The organism is Pedobacter miscanthi (assembly GCF_003315595.1).
Taxonomy (GTDB): domain Bacteria; phylum Bacteroidota; class Bacteroidia; order Sphingobacteriales; family Sphingobacteriaceae; genus Pedobacter; species Pedobacter miscanthi.
The window spans coordinates 70,345-93,974 of the sequence record NZ_QNQU01000023.1 but is presented as its reverse complement, the minus strand read 5'-3'; the positions used below and the strand labels follow the sequence as shown (position 1 = coordinate 93,974).

20 protein-coding genes are annotated in these 23,630 nt (G+C 38.5%); 7 read left to right on the top strand and 13 right to left on the bottom strand.

All coding sequences use genetic code 11. The features are described from left to right. Positions 1-50 precede the first annotated feature (50 nt). Both DRW42_RS22475 and DRW42_RS22470 read left to right on the top strand, forming a co-directional pair. The gene (locus DRW42_RS22475; protein WP_208643614.1) at positions 51-995 is read left to right on the top strand and encodes an NPP1 family protein; all 945 of its coding nucleotides are present in this window, start codon (positions 51-53) and stop codon (positions 993-995) included. 68 nt (positions 996-1,063) lie between these two features. Beyond that, entirely contained in the window at positions 1,064-1,534 is a 471-nt protein-coding gene (locus DRW42_RS22470) for a putative immunity protein (RefSeq protein ID WP_113951115.1), read from the top strand. Positions 1,535-1,572: 38 nt separating this feature from the next. On the opposite strand, the gene DRW42_RS22465 is transcribed toward DRW42_RS22470, so the two are convergent. Further along, complete coding sequence (locus tag DRW42_RS22465; protein WP_113951114.1) at positions 1,573-1,806, bottom strand: hypothetical protein; 234 nt, start codon at positions 1,804-1,806, stop codon at positions 1,573-1,575. 159 nt (positions 1,807-1,965) lie between these two features. Further along, complete coding sequence (locus tag DRW42_RS22460) at positions 1,966-2,424, bottom strand: MaoC family dehydratase (RefSeq protein WP_113951113.1); 459 nt, start codon at positions 2,422-2,424, stop codon at positions 1,966-1,968. Positions 2,425-2,872: 448 nt separating this feature from the next. On the opposite strand from DRW42_RS22460, the gene DRW42_RS22450 reads away from it, so the two are divergent. From DRW42_RS22450 to DRW42_RS28865, 4 genes are all read left to right on the top strand, one after another. Further along, a complete protein-coding gene (locus DRW42_RS22450; RefSeq protein ID WP_113951111.1) occupies positions 2,873-5,263 on the top strand; it encodes an ABC transporter permease in 2,391 nt (796 codons plus the stop codon). A gap of 462 nt (positions 5,264-5,725) precedes the next feature. Next, positions 5,726-8,131, top strand: coding sequence for a TonB-dependent receptor (locus tag DRW42_RS22445; protein ID WP_244215352.1), 2,406 nt, complete (start codon positions 5,726-5,728; stop codon positions 8,129-8,131). A gap of 163 nt (positions 8,132-8,294) precedes the next feature. Continuing rightward, positions 8,295-8,735 (top strand): PaaI family thioesterase, encoded by a 441-nt coding sequence (locus tag DRW42_RS22440; protein WP_113951109.1) that lies wholly within the window; start codon positions 8,295-8,297, stop codon positions 8,733-8,735. Between the two features lie 163 nt (positions 8,736-8,898). Beyond that, entirely contained in the window at positions 8,899-9,072 is a 174-nt protein-coding gene (locus DRW42_RS28865) for a hypothetical protein (protein WP_158544384.1), read from the top strand. Positions 9,073-9,143: 71 nt separating this feature from the next. Here the strand turns inward: DRW42_RS28865 and DRW42_RS22430 are convergent, their stop codons facing one another. The 7 genes from DRW42_RS22430 to DRW42_RS22400 all read right to left on the bottom strand — a co-directional run bounded on the left by DRW42_RS22430 (position 9,144) and on the right by DRW42_RS22400 (position 19,438). Continuing rightward, positions 9,144-10,325 carry a nucleoside recognition domain-containing protein gene (locus tag DRW42_RS22430; RefSeq protein WP_244215351.1) on the bottom strand — a complete coding sequence of 394 codons (1,182 nt, stop codon included), beginning with the start codon at positions 10,323-10,325 and terminating at the stop codon, positions 9,144-9,146. A gap of 516 nt (positions 10,326-10,841) precedes the next feature. Further along, complete coding sequence (locus tag DRW42_RS22425) at positions 10,842-13,700, bottom strand: S9 family peptidase (RefSeq protein WP_113951106.1); 2,859 nt, start codon at positions 13,698-13,700, stop codon at positions 10,842-10,844. A 403-nt stretch (positions 13,701-14,103) separates the two neighbouring features. Further along, the gene (gene yidC, locus DRW42_RS22420; RefSeq protein ID WP_113951105.1) at positions 14,104-15,897 is read right to left on the bottom strand and encodes a membrane protein insertase YidC; all 1,794 of its coding nucleotides are present in this window, start codon (positions 15,895-15,897) and stop codon (positions 14,104-14,106) included. A 21-nt stretch (positions 15,898-15,918) separates the two neighbouring features. Then, entirely contained in the window at positions 15,919-17,535 is a 1,617-nt protein-coding gene (locus DRW42_RS22415) for a CTP synthase (protein WP_113951104.1), read from the bottom strand. Positions 17,536-17,853: 318 nt separating this feature from the next. After that, entirely contained in the window at positions 17,854-18,036 is a 183-nt protein-coding gene (locus tag DRW42_RS22410) for a DinB family protein (RefSeq protein ID WP_113951103.1), read from the bottom strand. 232 nt (positions 18,037-18,268) lie between these two features. After that, positions 18,269-18,811, bottom strand: a complete 543-nt coding sequence (locus DRW42_RS22405) for a hypothetical protein (RefSeq protein WP_147243791.1) — start codon at positions 18,809-18,811, stop codon at positions 18,269-18,271. Between the two features lie 57 nt (positions 18,812-18,868). Continuing rightward, positions 18,869-19,438, bottom strand: coding sequence for a DUF3575 domain-containing protein (locus tag DRW42_RS22400; protein ID WP_113951101.1), 570 nt, complete (start codon positions 19,436-19,438; stop codon positions 18,869-18,871). Positions 19,439-19,541: 103 nt separating this feature from the next. Here DRW42_RS22400 and DRW42_RS22395 point away from each other — a divergent pair, with 103 nt between their 5' ends. Continuing rightward, complete coding sequence (locus tag DRW42_RS22395) at positions 19,542-20,495, top strand: bifunctional helix-turn-helix transcriptional regulator/GNAT family N-acetyltransferase (protein WP_113951100.1); 954 nt, start codon at positions 19,542-19,544, stop codon at positions 20,493-20,495. 201 nt (positions 20,496-20,696) lie between these two features. Here the strand turns inward: DRW42_RS22395 and kdsB are convergent, their stop codons facing one another. The 4 genes from kdsB to trpS form a co-directional block, all read right to left on the bottom strand. Continuing rightward, positions 20,697-21,464, bottom strand: coding sequence for a 3-deoxy-manno-octulosonate cytidylyltransferase (gene kdsB, locus DRW42_RS22390; protein WP_113951099.1), 768 nt, complete (start codon positions 21,462-21,464; stop codon positions 20,697-20,699). Then, the gene (locus DRW42_RS22385) at positions 21,461-21,667 is read right to left on the bottom strand and encodes a DUF5808 domain-containing protein (RefSeq protein ID WP_113951098.1); all 207 of its coding nucleotides are present in this window, start codon (positions 21,665-21,667) and stop codon (positions 21,461-21,463) included. Before DRW42_RS22385 ends, kdsB begins: the two co-directional genes overlap by 4 nt. Before the next feature lie 44 nt (positions 21,668-21,711). Next, a complete protein-coding gene (locus DRW42_RS22380) occupies positions 21,712-22,326 on the bottom strand; it encodes a deoxynucleoside kinase (RefSeq protein WP_025144984.1) in 615 nt (204 codons plus the stop codon). 78 nt (positions 22,327-22,404) lie between these two features. Continuing rightward, positions 22,405-23,403, bottom strand: coding sequence for a tryptophan--tRNA ligase (gene trpS, locus DRW42_RS22375; protein ID WP_113951097.1), 999 nt, complete (start codon positions 23,401-23,403; stop codon positions 22,405-22,407). Positions 23,404-23,630: the final 227 nt, after the last annotated feature.

Genomic DNA, 23,630 nt, shown 5'->3' with positions numbered 1-23,630 from the left:
TTTGATTTTTTAATAATCTTTAATAAAAAATCACATTCTAACCAAAAATTATGAAAACAAAAATCCCATTGATCGCGATGGTAGCGCTAGCTATTGCCCTCACACAGTGCAAGAAAGATGAGCACACCAACACTGAAACCACAACATTAAAAAAGCCAACCACTACAAGCACGGTAGAGGCAAACCGCACAGGTGCACAGTTTATGTGCGCTGATTGTCAGGAAAGCGGTTCTAAAATCACCGGTTCCACAGCATTTGATCTTGCCTGGACATTCTCGCCAATTTTAAAGTTCGATCGTGCAGCACCGGATTACCCAACCTCTGTTGAAGACATTTGGGCAAGCACCGATCAGAACAGTATTGTTTGTAACGGAACATTGGTTATGGTTAACCGCACCGCACCAAGAAGCAAAAGTTTTCCTACTTATTACGAAGTTCAGCAACATCCAAATAGTCCGAACAAGGTATTTATCGATTTCTGGTGGACTTACAAAACCCAATCAACCTGTTTTGCCAACCTGGGCGGACATGATTATGATTGGGAACATGTAGTAGTACAGGTAAATACGCAAACCAACCGCATTGTTACCGTTACCTATTTTCAGCATAGTGGCTGGTATACCAAAGATTACAGGAATATTGCTGCCGGAACCCGTCCGCCGGTTTTTGTAGGTAAAAAGGCACATGGTTCTTATCACTTCGGCAACAGCGTTTCTTTCCCGGGTTACGATTGTACTTACTATGGCGATTATAGAAATCCGAACGGAAGTGCCGATGAAGTACTTACCTGGAACAATAGCTTGTATGAAATTAGCTGTAACAGTGCTCAATTTAGCTTTAATGGCAACTTTGGTGGAATTGGTAAAGGTCCGTTATACCGTTACAGGGCTTACTGGAGTTTCTCTTCGTGTAGCGGTACTGCCGGTATTACGGGTAGCGATGGCTGCAGCCAGAGCGATTTCCCCGAAGGAACACAGATTGGAAGCATAAACTAAATATTAGATTAGCCGGCAGTAAATGCTGGCTAATTTTTTGCATGCTATTTTATTTCTAATTAAAATCCATGCCCAGCCAGTCAAAAATTAAATTCTCCGATTACCCCAATCTGCGTATCGAAATAGATAAACTTAACGATAATGCTAATCAGGTAATTTTGGCAAAATGGGCCATTAACTGCGCAAAACATATCCTGCCTTTGGCTAAAAATGAAAACATTGATTTTTCGGTTATAGAAGCTGGTTTCAAAGTTAACGAACAATGGCAGGTTGGAAAGGCAACGGTTCATGAGGTCCGAAAAGCCGGCTTTAAAATCCATGCGGTTGCACGCAAACGCGAAACCAGTGTAGGAAAGAACGCCATCAGAACAGCAGGGCAGGCAGTAGCCGTGGGGCACATGAGAGAACACGCCATGGTTTGTGCTGATTACGCCATTAAAACCATAGGATTAGCTTTTCCTGATGATTTAAACAGAATTAAGAAAGAAAGGGAATGGCAATTAGAAGCGTTGAAGCAGGAAATTTTAAATAATGAGTAATATCCTAATCCATCTTGTCAACGCTGATTGATCATTATCTATTTCACTCCGGTTACCATGTAAATGTTCTGTCCAACAGCTCCATCATAGCCTGAAACCAATTTGTAGTTATAAAAATTATCGATTTCACTAATAAACGACTCAAATGAAGGCGCCTCTTTCGAAGCATATTTTTGGTCCCACTGAAACTTGCTTCCAACCTTTAAAGTTGCTTTGTTACCGTTATTAGAGTGATTGGTAATTAATTGGCCAGGGGTGATGATGTTGTCCATATCTTGAGTTTAATGATTTTTAGATATAGTTTTAACGTATTTTATACTGAATTGTTTTCCAATAGACAGCAAAAATCTAAAATAATCCTGCGAAAATCTTCTTCAATCAGCGGGAAAAATAAAATTTAACACAGTATCTCCAGCAGATCACCGCAGAATTTATACAAAATGATATAAAAAGACCACATCGCCCACATAGGCCGGTTTAGGCTGATCTTTTATCACCAAAGTAGCCTGAATGGTAACTTTTGTAATGCCTCTCAAATTACTGATGGATTTTAATTTTGCCTTTAGTTGTATCTCGTTATTTACCAGAACTGCCTGTCCGAACCTAAAACTTTCAATACCGTAATTGATCTCCATTTTAATGTTACGTACATCTGCAATCTGCTTCCATAAATAGGGAATTAACGATAGTGTAAGGTATCCGTGCGCAATTGTTGCCTTAAATGGTCCTTCATTCTGGGCCCTTTCCGGATCGGTATGTATCCACTGATGATCTAAGGTGGCATCGGCGAATTTATTGATCTGCTCCTGATCAATTGTATGCCATTGTGAAACACCTAGTTCTTTACCAAGGTGTGATTGATATTCTTCAAAATTGTTGATCACCAACATATTATTCTCTTATGGGTTTAGCACTGTTTAACAACTCCTTTAGGTTACAGCACTTCCTTCGGGTATATAGCTGGGGTTTACTCTTCTGTTCCCAATGATAAACATAATAACTGTAGCTTTAACAGTATACGTATTAAAATGTTGAAAAGATTTCTGAAGCAATATTTTGGCAGATCGTTAATGCATTAATAAACAATAGGTTTCCTTTAGCTGGTTGACGATTTTTTTTGTAAAACCAAAATGTAACTTTTTAGTAGTAAGCACGGGTAAATTTGTATTGCCAGATTCATTTTCTCTAATCATAAGCTGTTCGTTTATGTACATAGATATGTCCATTTTCGAACATGTGCTTTTCAATTGATTGCCATATAGTGTTTTAAATACCTGTTCAGGGCGCCTATCTTTATTTGGCATAAGAATAGCGTCATCAATCAAAACATCTCAACCTATGTTTAAATTAAACCTGAAAATTGCTTTTAGAAACCTGTTAAGGAATAAATCATACGCACTCATTAATATCCTCGGTCTCTCCATCGGAATGACGAGTTGCATTTTGATCTTTATTTTTATTCAGTTTCAGTTGAGCTATGATAAACATTTCAAAGATGCCGATCGGATATTCAGGTTTGTAACCGATTGGAAATACAATAATTTTGATGATTACTCTGCCGGTGTGCCTTTACCTTTTGCCCCTGCAGCTAAAGAAGAGCTTGTAGGCATAGATAAAATTGCCAGGATTTCGCGGAATGGCGGCGTAGTATTGGTACGCAATGGCGATGGTACCGAGCATTTTAAGGCCGTAAAGGATGTTTATTTTACAGAAGCTGGTTTGTTCGATATCCTTCAGGTAAAATGGCTTTTTGGTAAGCCCACAAAATCATTTTCAGAACCCAATACCGCAGTTATTTCAGAAAAAACAGCTATAACTTTATTTGGCTCTGCCCAACAGGCTGTTGGTAAAAGTTTTACTTTTTGGAATTCCATCCAGTTGAGGGTGGTTGGGGTAATTGCTGATATGCCTGCCAGTTGCAGTATTCCTTTGGAAATTATGATCAGTTACCCCACTTTTTATGGTTACAAAAATCAGGATTGGGATTCGGTAAGTACTTATAACGAATGTTTTGTATTGTTAAAGCCTGGAGCTTCTATGGCTTTATTCGAGCAATCGTTGGCAAGGATGAACAATAAATATTTAAAGCAGAAAAAACTCGCCGGTAATCAGCATAGTCACCTCCAACCATTAACTGATATTCACTTTAGCGAACGTTATGGTAATTTCGCACAAACAAATATCACTAAAAAAGAAATTTATGGCCTTGCCGTTATCGGTCTTTTTTTAATGGTTACCGCCTGTATCAATTTTATCAATCTGGCTACGGCCCAATCTGTTAACCGCTCAAAAGAAGTTGGGGTACGTAAGGTAATGGGTGCCATGCGCAAGCAGCTTGTTATTCAGTTCCTGGCCGAAACAACAACCATAGCCGTTATTTCTATGCTTTTGGCCTGTATTTTCTCCGAATTAATGCTCCCATTTTTATCGCAGCTTTTCAAAGGGCAGGTTTCGTTGTCACTATTTTCAGATCCTTGTATTTTTGTTTTTCTGGTTCTCCTGGTTTTGGTGGTTAGCTTTTTGGCCGGCTTTTATCCGGCAATGATTATTTCGGGATTTAGCCCTGCCCTGGCCATCAAAAATAAGGTACGCATCCATTCCGGGAACCTAAACTTAAGGATGATCTTGATTGTGGTACAGTTCAGCATTACCATTGTACTCATTATTGCCACTGTTGTTGTCATCAGACAGATGGAATATGTAAGGGAAAAACCGCTCGGTTTCAAAAAAGATGCTATGGTGATGGTTGGTTTTCCGGGCGATAGTGCAAGTATCAGCCGTCAGCAACTGTTCAGGGAAAAATTGCTGCATGTGCCCGGAGTAGAGAAATTGAGTTATTTTGTGCGACCACCGCTTTCGGGTAGCATGAACACCACAAATTTCTATGTTGATGGCCGGGAAAACAAGGATTTTGAAGTTCGCTTAACCATGAGTGATGAGCATTATTTTGATCTTTTTGGTTTACAGTTCATCGCAGGTAAAGTATACGCAAAAAGCGATACAGCAAATGCCTACATCGCAAACGAAACTTTTGTGAAGAAAATAGGTATTGCCAATCCACAGTTGGCGCTAGGTAAAGTAATTTCGCAGAATGGAAGAACAGGGCCTATAGTTGGGGTGGTAAAAGATTTTAACGATCAATCGCTTAAGGAAAAAATATCTCCCATGGTTTTTTACCAGGAGAAACGACAATATTACAATATGGGCCTTCAACTGGATGCCAAACAGATGGTACCGGCCATGAAGGAGATTGAAGCACTTTGGAAAAGCAGTTTCCCAAATGAAGTATACAGTGCAAAATTTCTGGACGATGATATTAATAGGTATTACGAGTCTGATCGTATTACAGGCCTCCTGTTCAGAATATTTGCAGGTATAATTATGTTTATTTCGTTTATAGGCCTTTTCGGACTGATTTCTTTTGTAGCGGCCCAGCGCACACGCGAAATGGCAATCAGAAAAGTACTTGGTGCTACCACTGCAGAGCTGGTAAAAATGCTGAACAGTTCTTTTATCAAAATGGTTTTTATCGCCAACCTGGTCGCATGGCCATTGGCATATATTTTGGCCAATAAATGGCTTTCGGGCTTTGCTTACCGTGTTTCAATGGGTATTTGGCCATTTACACTGGCCATGGCTACGTCAATGGTGCTCACATTGCTTACTGTAAGCTTCAGGTCGTACCGTGCAGCAAAGGCCAATGCTGTTGATGCGCTTAAATACGAATAAAATAAATACAGCTACTTTTTCTTATTGATTTCGTCCTCCCGAATTTGTTTTTATTAGTCGTCTTTATTTTTTTAAAGGGCCAATAGCTACTTCGTGGTCAGGATTTAATAGAATTCGTCCGATCTAAAATAACTACTTCTCCGTTGATCAGTGAAATCAGCGGGGGTATTTCGCTATGGGTTTCCTTCAGATTTAACAAGGTTTACGCAGAACTATTGTGAAAATATCTTTGATGTATTCTCTTGTATTTTATTTAAATACAGGAATTTGTGTTGTTTTATTGGATCGCTTATCGCCCTACGCAAAACACTTATCTCCCTGTTTATTGTATTTATCTAAATATTTAATTTGATATATTTAAATTTAAATTTAGATTTGTCTAAAATTATGTTTAGATAAAGCATTAAATTCATGAAATCACTCTTACTATATTGTCTATGTTTTTTTATATCGTTAAACTTATTGGCGCAAAAAGTAACCATTAAAGGTTTGGTTACCTCTCAAAACGAACCTGTAGAAAATATTACCGTTAAAATTTTAGGATCCAACGGAACAACCAAATCCAATATTTCTGGTAATTATCAATTTAATAATCTGGCATCCGGAAATTACGACCTTGTTTTTTCAGGGGTAGGTTACCAGTCGAAAAGGATCAAAGTGTTTGTAAAAGGAGATACTGCGATGGTTAACGCCGATTTGTTAAGTCTTTCATCCAACCTGGGCGATGTGGTAATTACCGGAGTTAACCGTGCTACGCAACTGCGCAAAAGCCCTGTACCCATTGCGGTAATCTCAAAGAAATCGATGGATCAGAATGTAAATACGAATTTGATTGAAGCCATCGTAAAAGGCGTTCCTGGAGTTACAGCGGTTACTACCGGACCAAATGTTTCTAAACCTTTTATCCGTGGTTTAGGTTATAACCGGGTGTTAACCTTGTACGATGGACTGAGACAAGAGGGGCAACAGTGGGGCGATGAGCATGGTATAGAGGTAGATGAATATGGTATTGTTAGGGCAGAGGTAGTTAAAGGCCCGGCCAGTTTAACTTATGGTTCTGATGCGCTTGCAGGCGTAATCAATATGATCCCTTATACGCCAAATTTTGAAAATGGTAAATTAAAGGGCGATTTTACCGCAAACTACCAGAGTAATAACGGTATGATCGGCTCATCGATTGGTTTGGCTTACATTAAAAACGACTGGAAATATACACTCCGGGCAACCGGAAAAACAGCCCATAATTATGAAAACAAAGTTGATGGCCTGGTTTATGGAACCGCATTCAGGGAATATAACCTCTCGGCCAGCGCAAGGGTGGATAAAACCTGGGGATTTTCGAAAACGGCTGTTACCTATTATGATAATTTGATGGAGATACCCGATGGCAGCAGGGATTCGTTATCCAGGAAATTTACCAGACAGGTTTTGGATGATGGAGACGATATTAAAAACAGACCAATTGTGCCTGAAAGTGAATTGACTGCCTATTCGATTAATCCTTTACACCAGCATATCCAGCATTTCCGCTTTTACAATACCAACCAGTTTAAATTTGGTGCCAGTGATTTAAATGTATTGATAGGCGGCCAACAGAGTGTGAGGAGGGAATATAATCACCCAACAGTAACCAGTCAGGCCGGACTTTATGTGGTGCTGAACACTTTTAATTATGATCTCAAGTATAATCTTCCTGATTTTGCAGGTATCGAAAATACCATTGGCATAAACGGCATGTACCAGGTGAACAGGAGTAAAGCCGCTACCGACTTTCCCATCCCCGATTATGATCTTTTTGATATCGGTGCCTTTTATTTTGCTAAGAAATCGCTGGGTAAGGTTGATATCTCGGGAGGAATCAGACTAGATAGAAGAAACATTAATTGGGGTGATTTTTATGTAGGTACCGATGCGCTAACAGGTTTTGGCAAACAGGTAAATGCTGCTGATGCATCAGGAAAACTGCAGTTTCCTTCTTTCGATAAAAATTATTATGGTCTGTCGGGAAGTTTAGGACTAACCTATAACATTTCTGAAAAACTATTAATAAAAGCCAATATTGCAAGGGGTTACCGGGCACCGAATATTACCGAAATCGGTTCAAATGGTTTAGATCCGGGTGCGCATATTGTATATCTCGGTAACCGCACCTTTAAACCCGAATTTAACCTTCAGGAGGATATTGGTATTATCGCTTATCTAAAAGATGCCGATATCAGTATGGAGCTATTCAACAACCATATCCAGAACTATATCTACCAATCGCGTTTAACAGATGCCGATGGAAATCCGGTAGTTATTGTACCCGGAAATCTGACTTATCAGTATCAGCAGTCGAAAGCACGGTTGTATGGCGCAGAAGTATCTGTTAACCTGCATCCGTCAGCAATGAAATGGTTAAGTTTTAATAATAGTTTAGCTTATATCGTTGGCTTAAATCAAAATCAGGAATTATTAAATAAACATGGTCGTGAGGCTAAATACCTGCCTTTTATTCCTCCGTTACAGGTTCGGACAGAAATTAAGGCGACGGCACAAAAGCCAATCGGTATTTTTACTCAGCCTTATGTTAAAGTCGATGCTGCTTTTTTTGCTGATCAGGATAAATTTTACGCTTTAGATAATACCGAAACTTTTACCGCTGGTTATACTTTGATCAACGGAGGTATCGGTTCAACTATAAAATCTAAAAAAGGAAAAACATTTTGTGATATCTTTCTCCAGGCAGATAACATTTTTAATGTAGCTTATCAATCAAACTTAAACAGATTAAAGTATTTTGAATATTATAATCAATCACCAAACGGCAGATCAGGAATTTATAATATGGGCAGAAATTTCAGTTTTAAAATTATTGTACCGATTTAAGAGGGAAAAAGGATGTAAAATGTGAGATGGAATAGGGATAATGGAAGCTGCAAATTGCCAACTGGAAACTAATCTCCCCATCATCCATCTTACGCTATTCCATCTTACATATTTTTCCCTATTTTTACCTCATCCATCTTACCTCATAACATCATACATTATTATGGATTCATCTTTAAGCGAACAGCGTCTGAATTTTTTAAGGCAATCAATTGGCAAAGTAATTACTGATTCGCCCTCTAATTTTATGAACTGGCTGGCTCCTGTGCTGATTAAGGCAGAAAATGGTGTTTTGGTTTGTCAGTATACCATCCGTAAAGAAATGACCAATCCTTATCAGATTTTGCACGGTGGCGTAACTGCGGGCATAATTGATGACCTGATTGGCGCTACTGTTTTTACCATGGGATTGAATGATCGTTTTACTACGGTGAGCAATTATATCGATTATTTTGCACCGGCTAATGAAGGAGATGAAATAGTAGCCGAAACATCAATTGTAAAAAGAGGAAGGACTATATTAAATCTTCAGTGCGAAATATATTTACCTTCAAAAAAGCGTTTAATAGCAAAGGGCTACTCCAATATGTTAAACATAGGTTAAGCCTTAAAACGTAGTTTAAGAATTAATTATTAATTCCTTTAAATTAACGAAACATTCTCAGTTATAATTTGTTGTAATTTAACCAAAAATATAATGAGCCATGTTAGAAAATTATTCCACCCTGCAATTCATTGTGAGAGGCAAAATTTTTAAGGGATTTTGCATGCGTATCCAAGATGATTTTCATGAAACCTACGCTGTTGTTTTAGACGGCTACCATTCTTTTTGTATCTGGCTGGATAACAAAAGCGAAAAATGGTGTGCTTCAAAAAATGCTGCCATTGATCCGGATGCCATTGATGAAATCATCAGCAGGATTTCATTTCCGGCTTCATAGTAAAAAACATTCACCTATTCATCATAAAAAAATAATCCCTATCCGACTTCGGACAGGGATTATTTCTCTTTTTATTTTAATCCCGGCCAAAACAGGTAAGCCATGGTGATGGCGGTAATTACACCTACTAAATCGGCCAGTAGCATCGAACCTATCGCATAACGCGTGTTCCTGATGCCTACAGCACCAAAATAAACAGCTACTACATAAAATGTGGTATCTGAGGCACCCTGAAATACGCCAGATAACCTGCTGGCGAAAGAATCTGGTCCGTTGGCAATCATCGTGCTCACCATCATGCCTCTTGCAGCTCCTCCGCTCAAAGGCCTGATTAAAGCCGTTGGCAGGGCATCAACAAATCGGATATCTGCACCTAAAAAAATGAAAGCATGTTTTATGCCGTTCATTATTACATCAAAAGTGCCACTGGTTCTCAACATACACACCGCAACTAAAATCCCTACCAGATAAGGTATAATTTTAATGGCAGTTTCAAAGCCGCCTTTGGCACCTTCAACAAACGAATCGAATATGTCTATTTTTTTGTAAAGCGCACCTAAAACAATCAGTAAAAAAATCAGTAAGATAAGTCCGCCACTTAAAAGGCCCGAAAAAGCAGTTACGCCGGCAGTATTTAAACTGCTCACATACCACACTATAGCAGCAATTACGGCAGAAATACCTAAAACCCACATTAAAATTACCGGTTGTAAAATATTGATCTTTTGTTTGAAAGAAACAATCAGCATGGCTGCCATTGTACCCACAAAGGTTACAATCATACAGGGAATAAAAATATCGGTAGGATCCTGCGCATTTTGCGTAGAACGGATGGCAATTACACTTACCGGGATTAAACATAAACCTGCGGCGTGTAAACATAAAAACATAATCTGCGAATTGCTGGCTACATCTTTGTTCGGGTTAAGCTCCTGCAAACTTTCCATTGCTTTAATCCCGAATGGTGTAGCGGCATTGTCCAGTCCCAGTAAATTGGCAGAGAAATTCATGATCATGTGGCCCATAGACGGGTGACCTTTTGGTACTTCGGGAAAAAGTTTTGAAAAAAACGGACTAATAATCCTTGATAACAAACGGATACCACCAGCTTTTTCGGCAATAGCCATAAAACCCATAAATAAGGCCAATGTACCAACCAATTCGATACAGAGTTTTACAGCAATAGAGCAGGTTTGAATAATTCCGTCAAGTTTAAGGGGATTTGCCGGGTCGTCAGATTTTCCGATCACCATCCAGTTAAAAATATCGCTTTGCCCAAAGAAGAAGCATTTAACACAAGCTACAAGAATAGCTACAATTATAAATCCTGACCAAATCCTGCTTAATGCCATTTAATTTGTTTCGTTTTTTTGATGCGTGAAAATAGCTTTTTTAAGCGAAAGATCATAACAGACATTTTGGAGAAGCTTGTTATTGTTGACGGGTGAAACCAAGGTGTGTAAGAATGCCCCCATACACAATTAATCTATTAACCCGGGTTCGATAATTAATTTTTCCTTTAGGTAACTTATTAAACCAGCTTTTTGATTAAAGTGGTCGTCACCCTGAATTTATTTCAGGGTCTATCATGCAGGAAAGATGCTGAAATGAATTCAGCATGACGATCGGATTAGGAAAAGGTAGCTAAAAGCTGATAAAACGCATAAATATTAATCGAACACAGTTTGTTAACTAAAAAAGTCCATAGCCAATAGCATTAAACTATCAAACTATGGACTAAAGACTTCGGACTCCCGACTATAGACTAACTAAGGTTTTTCATCTGTTAATTCAAAACCCCAGGTTTTTCCTTTTTCAGTTGCAGGCACTCCGCTTGTCATCCAAACCGGTGCTTTAGCTCCTTTTAAATAATAATCGAAAAACTGTTGTTCGCGGATCTGGATATCCTTACGGTTCTGCCGCTGGACCAGGTTGTGCGCCTCACCATTATAGTTTAACATCCAAACTGGTTTGCCCAAACGGCGTAAGCCCGTAAACATTTCGATACCCTGATACCATGGCACAGCGCCATCAGCATCGTTTGCCATCACCACAACTGGTGTAGTTACTTTCGGGAACATAAATAATGGAGAGTTCTCGATATACAATTCAGGTTTCTCCCAAAGTGTTGATCCGATACGGCTTTGTGTTTTTTCGTACTGGAACTGACGGTTCATACCGGTTTCCCAACGGATACCACCATAAGCAGAAGTCATGTTGGCAACAGGTGCACCTGCCCAGGCAGCGGCGTACATATTGTTTTGGGTAATTAAGTAAGCCACCTGATAACCGCCCCAGCTTTGACCCTGGATGCCTATTTTAGTACCGTCAACCCAGCTGTTTTTCTTCAAACTTTCTACTCCGGAATTGATAAACTCAACCGCTGATTTTCCCGGATGACCGGTTTCATAGCTAATATCAGGAGCGAAAACCAGATAACCGTTACTCACAAAGTAAGAGATATTTAAACGCGATGGAGTAGGAGCAGGTGCTTGGTAAGTATATAAACCATCAGTAAGTTTCTCATAGAAATAAGCAATCATCGGATATTTCTTATTCGGATCAAAATTTTCGGGTTTGTATAAAATGCCTTCTGCTTTATAGCCTTTTGGCGTAGTCCATTTTACCAGTTCAGCCGTTCCCCAATTGTAATTTTGTTGTTGTGGGTTCGTATTGCTTAGTTTGGTTTCGGTTTTAAAATCAGTGGTCACGTATACATTTGGCGATTCTACATAATTGGCTTTATCGTAAATATAAACATCAGCATCTTTGGCTTTTACCAGGTTAGAATATTTAAATTTGGCCATTACTACCAATTCTGGTGCTTTAACAGAGCCTACGTTTGTACGGTAAAAGCCATTTTCTTTAGTTGCATTATTAAAAGCATTTAACCACACCAACTCATTTGCTTTAACAAATTTGCTATCTACATTACGTTCAAACCTGTTTTCAGGCTGTAGTCTTTCGTAACGGAAAGTAAGGTTGTTTGCCCTTCCGTAACCTGCAGTAATGTTTTTTGGAGCAGTTTTTCCATCTGGTGAAAACGACCAGATATCGTATTTATCATAAATTAAAACTGCTTTATCACCCTCTGTCCAGGTAGCTAAACCATAAGCAGAAGGTAACTCAGGCACATCATTTTCTTCATCAACGAATTTTTCAGATAATCCTGCGGTTAAAACAGTTACTTTTCCTGTTGCAACGTTATAGGTATTCCAGCTGCCTGCTTTTCTATCAAAATATAAAACGTAGTTTCCTGCCGGCGAAGCAGTTGCATAACCACTTAAATTATCGATAATTTTCTTTTTCTGACCATTTTTCGTGTCAACCAGGTAATAATCTTTTGAGGTAGAACCACTCCACTGCGATTCTATCCTTCGGCCATAATCAGTTGAAGCTAAAACGGTGTTGGCATCACCTTCTGCAATCATATTGGCATCAGGCAATTTCAAATCGGTTAAAGGGATTACCTTTGGTTCACTGCTATACACATCAATAACCGATAAATAACTTTTTTTGCTGTCTCTTTCTGCATTTTTAAGCTGCATGGGCTGCAAATAATCGTCTTTATAGTTCCAAACATCAACTTTTGCTACCTCGAAATCAACAATAGTAGTATCTTTTGGCTTTTTGATCGGAGAGATACCGAAAAATAATTTCTTTCCGTCTTTGCTGAAAGTGATTTTCCCATCGCCGTTAACCGACCATTTTGCAGGCAAGCCCGGCATATCAAAGTCAACCAAAATTTGTGCGGTATCAAGCGTTAAAGAGTTGTAATAAACATTGTAATCTTTTATTTCCTGCTTCTCCGGACTTTGCTCACCTACAAAAGCTACGTGCTCACTTTCTTCATCAAACGTGAAGCCTTTAAAGCTTCCTTTGCCTTTGATGAGTGTTTTAAGCGTTCCTTTTTCAGTATTCAATAAGAACACGCCCTGAGGGGCTGTTTTGTCTTTTTTAGATCCGCTGCAGGCAAAAACCAGTTGTTTACCATCTTTACTGAAATAATAATCGGTAACAAATTTATAAGTTTTATCGGTGCCGGTTAAAAGGTTTTTTACCACTAAATCGGTTCCTTCTTCAGTTTTACTTTTGGCTGCAGGTTCATCATCGGCAAAATCAGCTTCGCCATCCTTTTTTTCAGCAGGTTTAACTGATTTTTTAGCGGTATCAGGCTTTTCAGTTAAATAAGCCAATATACCTGAACCTTCTTCAGGGAATTTAAACGATTTTACCCTTGCAACTTTGGTAATGGCATTGGTAGTAAGGTTAGCGATACCTAATGAATCTTTTGGTAATTCGTCGACCTTTTTCTTTTTAATTTTAGCCAAACGCAGATCTTTATTTAAAGGACGGATGTTAAAAACCGCAAATTTAGAATCGTTACTGAACTGTGCATTCATCCCTCTCGGAATATTCAGTTTCGCATTGGTTTTAACGTTTGTGATATACAGCTGCGCGTCTCCTTCTTGCTGTAAAATGCTGTACATGGCCCAAACGCCATTATTGGATAATTGCTTTGTGCCTACTGATTCCCAGGTATCATAAACCGTATGGTTTAAAGGTTTCTTTTGTGCGTAAGCAAAGCTGACAACGAAAAACAGAATAATTGTTAGTCTCTTTTGCATTTTGAAATGTTAAGTAATTTGTTGGTTCAGATTTAATCTCCTAAAATTGGAATTTTTTGGCTTATTTGGAAACTTGTATGCCAAATATTACAATTAAAAGGGGATTTGGAGGTAGGATGATGGATGTAAGATGGAGAATGTAAAATGGATGATGGGTATGGATAGCCAATGATCAGTTTCTCAATAACTAACAAAAGTTGCCGTCATTTCGAGCGTAGTGCAATGCAGCCGAGAAATCTACCTCGAGATAGATCTCTCCATTCCGCTGCGCTTCAGTCGAGATGACGATACTATTTTGAAACTTCAATACGCCCAACGCTAACCGCTATACGCTCCGCCCTAAACTAAAAATCCCCGATCACTTTAAGTAACCGGGGATTTCTAATTATTTAATAAGCAAAAATTACTTTTTAGCTTGCTGCTGCTGACGCATGTAATCATCTAAACGTTGTTGGAATTTAGATTTTTTCTTTTTCTCATCAGCTGGTCTGGCTTTATTCTGTTGGATTAAAGCGTGGATTTTTTCATCATCAACCATTCTACGAATCAGGAACTGCTGTCCGAATGTCATTAAGTTGGCTAAGAAGTAATAATAGTTCAAACCTGCAGGATAGCTATTTAATACGCCTAAGAAAATGATCGGCATAATGTAACCGATATACTTCATCTGACCAGTAGCACCAGAAACCTGGTTGTTAAAATAGGTCATAATCAGTGTAGAAATCGTCATCAGCACACACATTAAGCTCAGGTGATCGCCGATGAATGGAATTTTTACTCCGAATTTGATAAACTCATCATAAGTAGATAAATCTTTCATCCAAAGGAAACTTTCGCCACGCAACTCAAATAAGTTAGGGAAGAAGAAGAAGAACGCCATAACCAAAGGTAATTGTAACACCATTGGTAAACATCCGCCCAGCGGGTTTACACCAGCTTTCTTATATAATTTTAAGTATTCCTGTTGAACAAGTGTTGGGTTATCTTCGCCTACTTTAGCTTTAATTTCGTCCATTTCTGGCTTTAATACCCTCATTTTAGCCATCGATAGGTATGACTTGTAGGTAAGTGGCGATAAAGCAAGTTTTAACAGGATGGTTAATACCAGAATGATCAGACCATAATTCCAGCCGAAACTATTTAAGAAATTAAATACCGGTAATACGATAAAACGGTTAATGTATTTTAACGGCCAGTAACCCATATCAACCTGTTGTTCCAAATCATATCCCTGTGCTTTTAAAGCAGAGAATTTATTGGTTCCGAAATAGAATTCCATTTCATATACCTGATTTGCAGTATGCGCATAAGGCAATTGCATATTGGCATCATAAAATTTCACCTGACCCGGAGCAGTTGGGATTTTAACTTCTAAACTTCCTTTTTCAAAAGCTTGTTTAGCAATTAAAGAAGCCGAGAAAAAGTGCTGTTTGAAAGAAAACCACTGGATTTTACCTTTCGATAACTCTTCTTTTTCATCTTTAGAAACACTTAAATGGTTTACATCACCATCTAAATATTTGTAATAAGGTGCAGAATAACGGTGTTCACTCTCAATCGATTTTTCTTGCTGTAACAAAGTGGTTTGCCAGTTTAGCCCAATGCTGTTACCAGCTATTACCTGTTGTAAGCCTACCAGATTAACATTGAAAGCTACTTTGTTGCTTAAACCTTTAAGATCGTAAACAAACTCTACATAAGCACTCGGACCATAATCGGCACGCATGGTAACTGTATTTCCGGTTTTACTTGCTTTAAAGTATAAATCGTTGGTATTAATTACTTTGCCGGCTGCATTCAGATTTAAACCAAATTTGCTATCGTTTCCCTGGAATAGGATAAGCGGTTGGCCTGTAAAGGTTTTTTGACCTTTAATTTCAACCGAAGTAATTTTACCACCTTTATTACTTAAGGTAATTAATAAATTTTCGTTTTCTAAAACGGTATTAGCTGCTGTACCGGTTAAAGCGGTACCAAAAGGACCTTTTAGTGCTAAAGAATCTACAGCCGGGTTAACAATTGCAGCAGTTTTAGCTGTATCTTTTTGTACTGGTGCAACACCATTTTTTTTAGCTAATTCTATACTATCTTTTTCTTTGGCTTTTTTCATTTCAGCCTCACTCGGCCTAAAAAAGTAGAATGATCCTGCCAAAATGATCATAATCAGGAACAGTCCTGTAAAGGTATTTCTATCCATTATTTATGTTTAATACTGCTTTTAATTCGTTTTCTTTTTCGCAAACTCCATCGCAGCGGCGACAAATTTAACAAAAAGTGGGTGAGGATTAGCAACTGTTGATTTTAATTCTGGGTGAAACTGTCCGCCAACGAAAAACGGATGGTTTTTAAGCTCCACAATTTCAACTAAATTAGTCTGTGGATTTATACCCGATGCAATCATACCCGCATCTTCGTATTGCTTTAAATATTCATTGTTAAATTCGTAACGGTGACGGTGACGCTCGTTAATGTGTTGTTTGCCATAGATAGAAAAAGCTTTTGTGCCTTTTTTAATATCGCATGGATAAGATCCTAAACGCATGGTACCACCTTTGTTTGTTACTTTTTTCTGCTCCTCCATCATATTAATTACCGGATTGGCAGTATTTTCTTCAATTTCTGTGGTATGTGCGTCTTTTAAGCCCAAAACATTCCGGCCAAACTCAACCACAGCACACTGCATCCCTAAACAGATCCCAAAGAAAGGAACGTTGTTTTCCCTTACGTATTTAATGGCATCAATTTTACCTTCAATACCGCGGCTACCAAAGCCTGGCGCAACTAAAACACCCTGTAAGTGGCCTAATTTTTCTTTTACGTTATCAGGGAAGAGACCTTCTGAGTGGATATATTCAACCTTTACCTTACATTCATTTTTCGAACCTGCGTGTACAAAAGATTCGATAATTGATTTATAGGCATCAGGTAATTCTACATATTTACCAATCAAACCGATTTTAACCTCTGCTGTAGGGTTTTTTAAACGGCCAAGGAAATCTTTCCAGCTTTCCATATCCGGATCGTTTTTGGTTGGCAGCTTTAATTTTGATAATACCGTTTTATCCAGTTGTTCTTTTAACATCAACAATGGCACATCATAAATAGTTGATGCATCCATCGATTCGACTACAGCATTGATGTTAACGTTACAAAATAAAGCAATTTTTTTTCTTAAATCAGGGCCAAGGTGGTGTTCGGTACGGCAAACCAATATATCAGGCTGGATACCATACTCCAATAAAGCCTTAACCGAGTGCTGTGTAGGTTTGGTTTTTAACTCGCCTGCAGCAGCCAGGTAAGGTACTAGTGTTAAGTGGATTACGATAGCATTTGTGCTGCCTTCTTCCCATTTAAACTGACGTACCGCTTCGATAAAAGGTAAAGATTCGATATCGCCAACAGTTCCGCCAAGCTCTGTTATCACGATATCATAATCGCCGCTTTCGCCTAAAATGCGCATGTTGCGTTTAATCTCGTCGGTAATATGCGGAACAACCTGAACCGTTTTACCTAAATATTCGCCTTTACGCTCTTTGCTGATAACGTTCTGGTAAATACGGCCGGTAGTAATGTTATTTGCCTGTGAAGTTGGAACGTTAAGGAAACGTTCGTAATGACCAAGATCCAGATCGGTTTCAGCACCATCTTCGGTAACAAAGCATTCGCCATGTTCGTATGGATTTAAAGTTCCCGGATCGATATTGATGTACGGATCGAATTTTTGAATGGTTACACGGTAGCCACGTGCCTGTAAAAGTTTAGCTAAAGATGCGGAAATGATGCCCTTACCCAAAGAGGAAGTAACACCGCCCGTAACAAAAATATACTTAGTCATGTTTGTGATTTTTTACGGCAAAATGTAATTATTGCCGCTTTTTGTACGGGATACAAAGGTAAGAAAAATCCTTGTTTTAGCGCAGGGAAAAAAGATTTATTTTAAATATGATAAAGCAATGTGATTCAGTATAATACCTAAATTAAGGGTTTCGCTCTCTTTTTTTGAAGATACAAAATAGTTATTTTAGCTCTTTACTCTATACTCTAAATCCTTAAAAGATGTTATCAGCAAAAGATCCAAACGATAAAGTCGTCAGGATCTATCTTTTAGATTTTCTAACTGCGCTGTGTTCCGCTCGAAATGAAGGTGTTTGATTTAGCCACCCGCAAATATCAATTTTCTGATCAGTACAATCTGCCCCAAATGATAATAACTGTGTTCGATAACAGCTTCAATATTGCGGAGGTAACTGCCGTATTTCTCGTTTACAAATACCTCATCAAATTTTTCGTCCGGCATTTTTTCAACTGCATCTGCAAAAACTGTAGCATTGGTCAATAATCCGGAAGCCAGTTTTTTCCAGTCGGCTTCCGAAGTTATGGGAAGAAGATCAAAACTATATTGATCTTTAATTTCCAGCAGACCACCATTAAATACGTTTAAAATCCCGATCAGGGTAGCGTCATCTCGACTGTAACGCAGTGAAACGGAGAGATCTATCTCGAGGTAGATTTCTCCGCTACGGTCGAAATGACGCTATCTTTTTTTAACCGGGTCGATATTTAGGTTGTTAACAACAATTATAATAAATTTTTACTTTCTGTTCTTTTTCGCTCCAGGCGATATAAATGTTGTTTTCTTTGCCCAAACGGTATTTAAAGCCATTTAATCCTGATTTTTTTAATTCTTCGTAAAGAGCTTTGTCTGGGGTGTATTGATCAGCTTTATCCTCAGGCATTACCGCAGGCTCCAGAAAGTTATCATCGCTGAAAAAATCATCAGCAATGGTTTTTAAGAAAATTACCTGGTCTTTTTCTTTAGAAAGGTCTACATTCGGGTCGGTATTGCTCAATAATTCAGCGCCTTTGATTTTTGCATTATAGATTTCTTTCCCCTCGGCGTTTTTGATGGTAAAATTCAAAACCATTTCCTCTGGCTTACGGCCGGTAAGTTCAATTTTAAAAGTATCCAAACGTTTCAAATCAGAGAACGATTTAGCTATACGCTGGTTTACATTTTTAAATTCAATAGCATCGGCTTCTTTTTTGCTGTTAGGTTTACAGGCAACCAAGACGAACAGGCAAAATGCGACTACGAACGATATATTTCTCATACTCAAAATTACAAAATTTATGTTTTAATTCAGTTCTGTATTATAATGTGTGTACCGCTAAAAAGTATAACCAACAGAAAACCACAACTGAAAATCTAAATATCCGCCAGTTGGCTTATTCCATAAATTGCTCTTAACATTATAATAATCCCCATAGCCCAGTCCGGTTAAACCTTCGATGAGAAAATGTTTCTTTGGGATAAATGAAACTCCAAATGTTCCTCCGTAACGTAATGAATTAGCGTCGAAATCACGGTTACGTCCCCAGCTGAAAAAGCCTGTGCGGTCTACCGAGCCATGCGTTATGATTTTCCTATCCAAATTCCCAAAATAGGCGCCGTAAAAAGCATTAGCCTCTTTCTTTCTGATCGGTTTGATGTATTTTTTCGCACGCAGCAAAAAGCCTTCATAATGGTAATAATCAAGATTGCCTATATTTTTGATTTCGCCAGACGTATAAGAAAGCTCCAATCCGTATTTTTCTGAAAATGTTTTTTCAATCGATAGGGTAGGCCTTTTCATAACCAGATTTAAAACATTGGTTTTAACAATCACGCCGGCAGTCTCTTGCGCAAAAAGCACCTTGTGGCCCAGAATAAAAATAAAAACGAGCATTATATTTTTCATGCATAACGAAAGTACTAAAATGTTATCTCCTTACAATAAATTTATTGTGTGTTATAATTAAATTTTTATATTTGCGTAACTGATTACGTAATTAATTATTGTTATGAATTTTTTCGAACAGACAGGCAAGGTAGCTATAGGTAGTAGGTTAAGAATGTTAACCGATAAGGTTACCGAAGATGCCGCTCAGATTTACAAATTATACAACATTGATATGCAGCCCAAATGGTTCCCGGTTTTTTATGCCCTGGCAAAAGGTGAGGAGAAAACCATTACAGAGCTGGCTAAAAATATCGGTCATTCACATCCTTCGGTGAGTAAGATCATTAGCGAAATGCTGAAAAAAGGATATGTGAGAGAAAGCAAGGATAAGGCCGATGGACGAAGGAACATGGTAAGTCTCACAAAAAAGGGGGTGGAGATTTCGAAAGAGATAGAAGATCAGCTGATAGACGTTAATGCAGCTGTTGAAGAAATATCGGCACAATCGCAGAATAAATTATGGGAAGCAATAGGAGAGTGGGAATTTTTACTGGAACAGAAAACGTTATTGAGAAGGGTAATGGAAAAGAAAAAGGAAAGAGATAGCTTAAAAGTGCAGATTGTTGATTACAAGCCCGCATACCAGGAAGCTTTCAGGGCTTTAAATGTAGAATGGATTTCACATTATTTTACAATGGAAGACTCTGATTATAAAGCTTTGGATAATCCACAGGGTTACATCCTGGATAAAGGTGGTGTGATATTGGTAGCTTTATATGAAAACGAACCCCTGGGTGTATGTGCGCTGATTAAAATGGACGATGGTGAATATGATTTCGAACTCGCTAAAATGGCTGTATCGCCGAAAGCACAGGGAAAAAACGTAGGATTTTTATTGGCAAACGCGATAATTGAAAAGGCAAAATCCTTTGGTGCTTCTAAACTCTATCTGGAGAGCAATACCATCCTTAAACCCGCAATAAACCTTTACCATAAACTGGGTTTTCAAAAAGTAGCCGGTAAACCAACGCCGTACACGAGATGTAATATACAGATGGAGCTGGTGCTTGGATAAATGATTGAATTTTGAATGATTTAGTTTTGAACGTTCCATGCAATTGCCCGGTCCTTCATTCAAAATTCAATCATTCTTTCATTTTTAATGATTACTTTATTCTTACTCGTTTTGAATTATTGAGTTTTGAATGTTCCATGCAATTGCCAGGTCACTCATTCAAAATTCAATCATTCTTTCATTTTTAAGATGATTTTATTCTTACTCGAGTTTTAATGCTTCCAGTAAGTTATTCAATTTCAATAAATCCTCGGGGGTATCAATCGCAACCGTTTCGAGGTCGGTTATTTTGGTTTGAATATAGAATCCGTTTTCAATCCAGCGCAGCTGCTCCAAGCTTTCAGCAATTTCTAAAGAAGATGGGGGAAGTTTGGTAATGGCTTTTAGCGATTCGGTTCTGTAACCATAAATACCAATATGTTTATAAAACTGATGTTTCTCCGCCCAAATACCCGGTTCGCCGTTCCTGATAAATGGAATCGGACTCCGGCTAAAATACATGGCTCGTCCGTTTACATCAATTACAACCTTTGGACTATTTGGATTATACACACTTTCCTGGCTATGGATAGATTTGATTAAAGTAGCCAGCTGCACTTTTTCTTCAGAAAAACAGCTTGCCAGCAATTCGATCTGTGCAGGTTCTATAAAAGGCTCGTCGCCCTGAATATTGATTACGATATCGTATCCCGGTAACTGTTCAATTACTTCGGCACATCGGTCTGTTCCGCTTTGATGTTCAGAAGAGGTGAGTACAAATTCCCCACCAAAACGTTTCACTTCGTCTGCAATTCGTACATCATCCGTGGCAACAACTACTTTTGATAAACTTTTTGCTTTCGATGCCTGCTCATAAACCCTTTGGATCATGCTTTTTCCGGCAATATCAACCAATGGTTTGCCCGGAAAACGGGTAGAGGCGTAGCGTGCCGGAATAATCCCAATTGCTTTTAAATTTCTATCTTTCATATATTGTGCCGATAGAACTGATAAAAAACAAATATAAAAATCAACGCGATAATGAGGTATGAAACAGGATGGGCAAAATTTAACGTCCAGCCCAACAATTTTACCCGCTTGGGTACAATTAATCTCGAGTCTTTTTTATTGAAGTAAAAAGTACCCCATTTCCAGTTTTCTGGATTTTCCTGCTCAAAATCTTTTTTCATCATACAGTCAGATATAAATCTGTGGTTAAACCAGATTAGCCTACAAATTAAAACAATCCGTTAATTTCAGCTTCAATTGATTGGATCACCGTTCCCAAATCTTCAGGATTATTGGTAAAATCCAGCTTATCTTTATCCAGAATTAACAATTTACCAAGATTATAACCTTTAATCCAGGCTTCATATTTTTCATTAAGTTTAGAAAGATAATCGATACGGATACCAGCTTCGTACTCACGGCCGCGACGCTGAATATTGTTTACCAGTGTTGGTACCGATGCGCGAAGATAAACCAGTAGATCAGGCGGTTTTATAAATGAGGTAATGTTATCGAAAATAGCACGGTAATTATCGTGATCACGGGTGGTCATTAAAGCCATATCATGCAGGTTTTCTGCAAAAATATGTGCATCTTCATAAATGGTCCTGTCCTGGATTACATTGCGTTTATTTACCTCGATATCGGTAATCTGCTGAAAACGGCTGTTCAGGAAATAAATCTGAAGATTAAAACTCCAGCGTTTCATGTCGCTGTAAAAATCTTCCAGGTACGGATTGTTATCCACCGCTTCGTATAAAGCTTCCCATCCATAATTTTTGGCCAGTAAACCTGTTAAAGTGGTTTTACCGGCGCCAATATTTCCTACAATTGCTATGTGCATCTTCTTTTGCGTTTTGCGTTGAGCGTTATGCGAACGGCGATTAAAGCGCCAAACGCTAAGCGCTTATCACAATATTAATTAAAAACTTTTAAACCCGATTAAACTGCGTACCTCTTTAATTGTTTTCTGTGCACTTTCACGGGCTTTTAATGCGCCATGTTTAGCCACCTGCCTTAAATAGGCGTCATCTTTGGCAATATCCTGAATGCGCTCGCGCATAGGCGCTGTAGCGATAATCATATCTTCTGCGAGTTGTTTTTTGAAATCGCCGTAACGGATCTGCATTTTATTATACAGGTCATCAAAATGCTGGTGTGTATCAACACTCGAAACCACTTTCATCAGGTCGAATAAGTTTTGAATCGGTTCTGGCTTTGCCTGGTTTTCTTCTGTCGGACCGCCATCGCTCACTGCCCTCATTACTTTTTTACGGATGGTTTCAGGATCGTCTGAGAGGTAAACCGCATTGGCTTCGCCTTCTGATTTTCCCATTTTACCTTTTCCGTCCAAACCAGGTACCTTAACCAGCTTTTCGGTAAAACTAAAAGCGTATGGCTCAGGGAAATATTCAGTATTATATAACCTGTTAAAACGGTTTCCAAAGGTACGGGCCATTTCTAAGTGTTGCTCCTGGTCTTTTCCAACAGGTACTTTCGTAGCCTTGTGGATCAGGATATCAGCAGCCATCAATACCGGATAGGTCAATAATCCTGCATTTACATTATCCGGGTTTGCACGTACCTTATCTTTAAAAGAAGTACTGCGTTCAAGCTCGCCCATGTAGGCGTTCATGTTCAGGTATAAATAAAGTTCCGCAATTTCCGGAACATCGCTTTGTATATAAATTGTACTGTTTTCAGGGTCAATGCCACTTGCCAGGTACTCAACCAATACATGTTTAATGTTGCCATGTAAATCGGCAGGGGTAGGATGGGTGGTTAAAGAGTGTAAATCGGCGATAAAAAAATAGCAATTGTAGTCGTTCTGCATCTGAACGAAGTTTTTAACCGCACCGTAGTAGTTTCCTAAATGTAATTTTCCTGTTGAGCGGATGCCGCTCACCACTGTTTCTTTCATAATGGCACGAAATTAAAAATAAAATACAAGCAATCCGCAAATCCCTTTAATTTTAGTGTCAAGAATTTTCAGCTTGTCGTCTTCGTGTGGACGTCATCTCGACCGTAGCGGAGAGATCTATCGTAAAAAATACTTCCTTTCTAATAATTTCTTTTTCACCGATGATAAATGCACAGTTTCCATAATTTGAAAATGAATGTAAGCATTTCATCGGGGCTTGCAGTCCT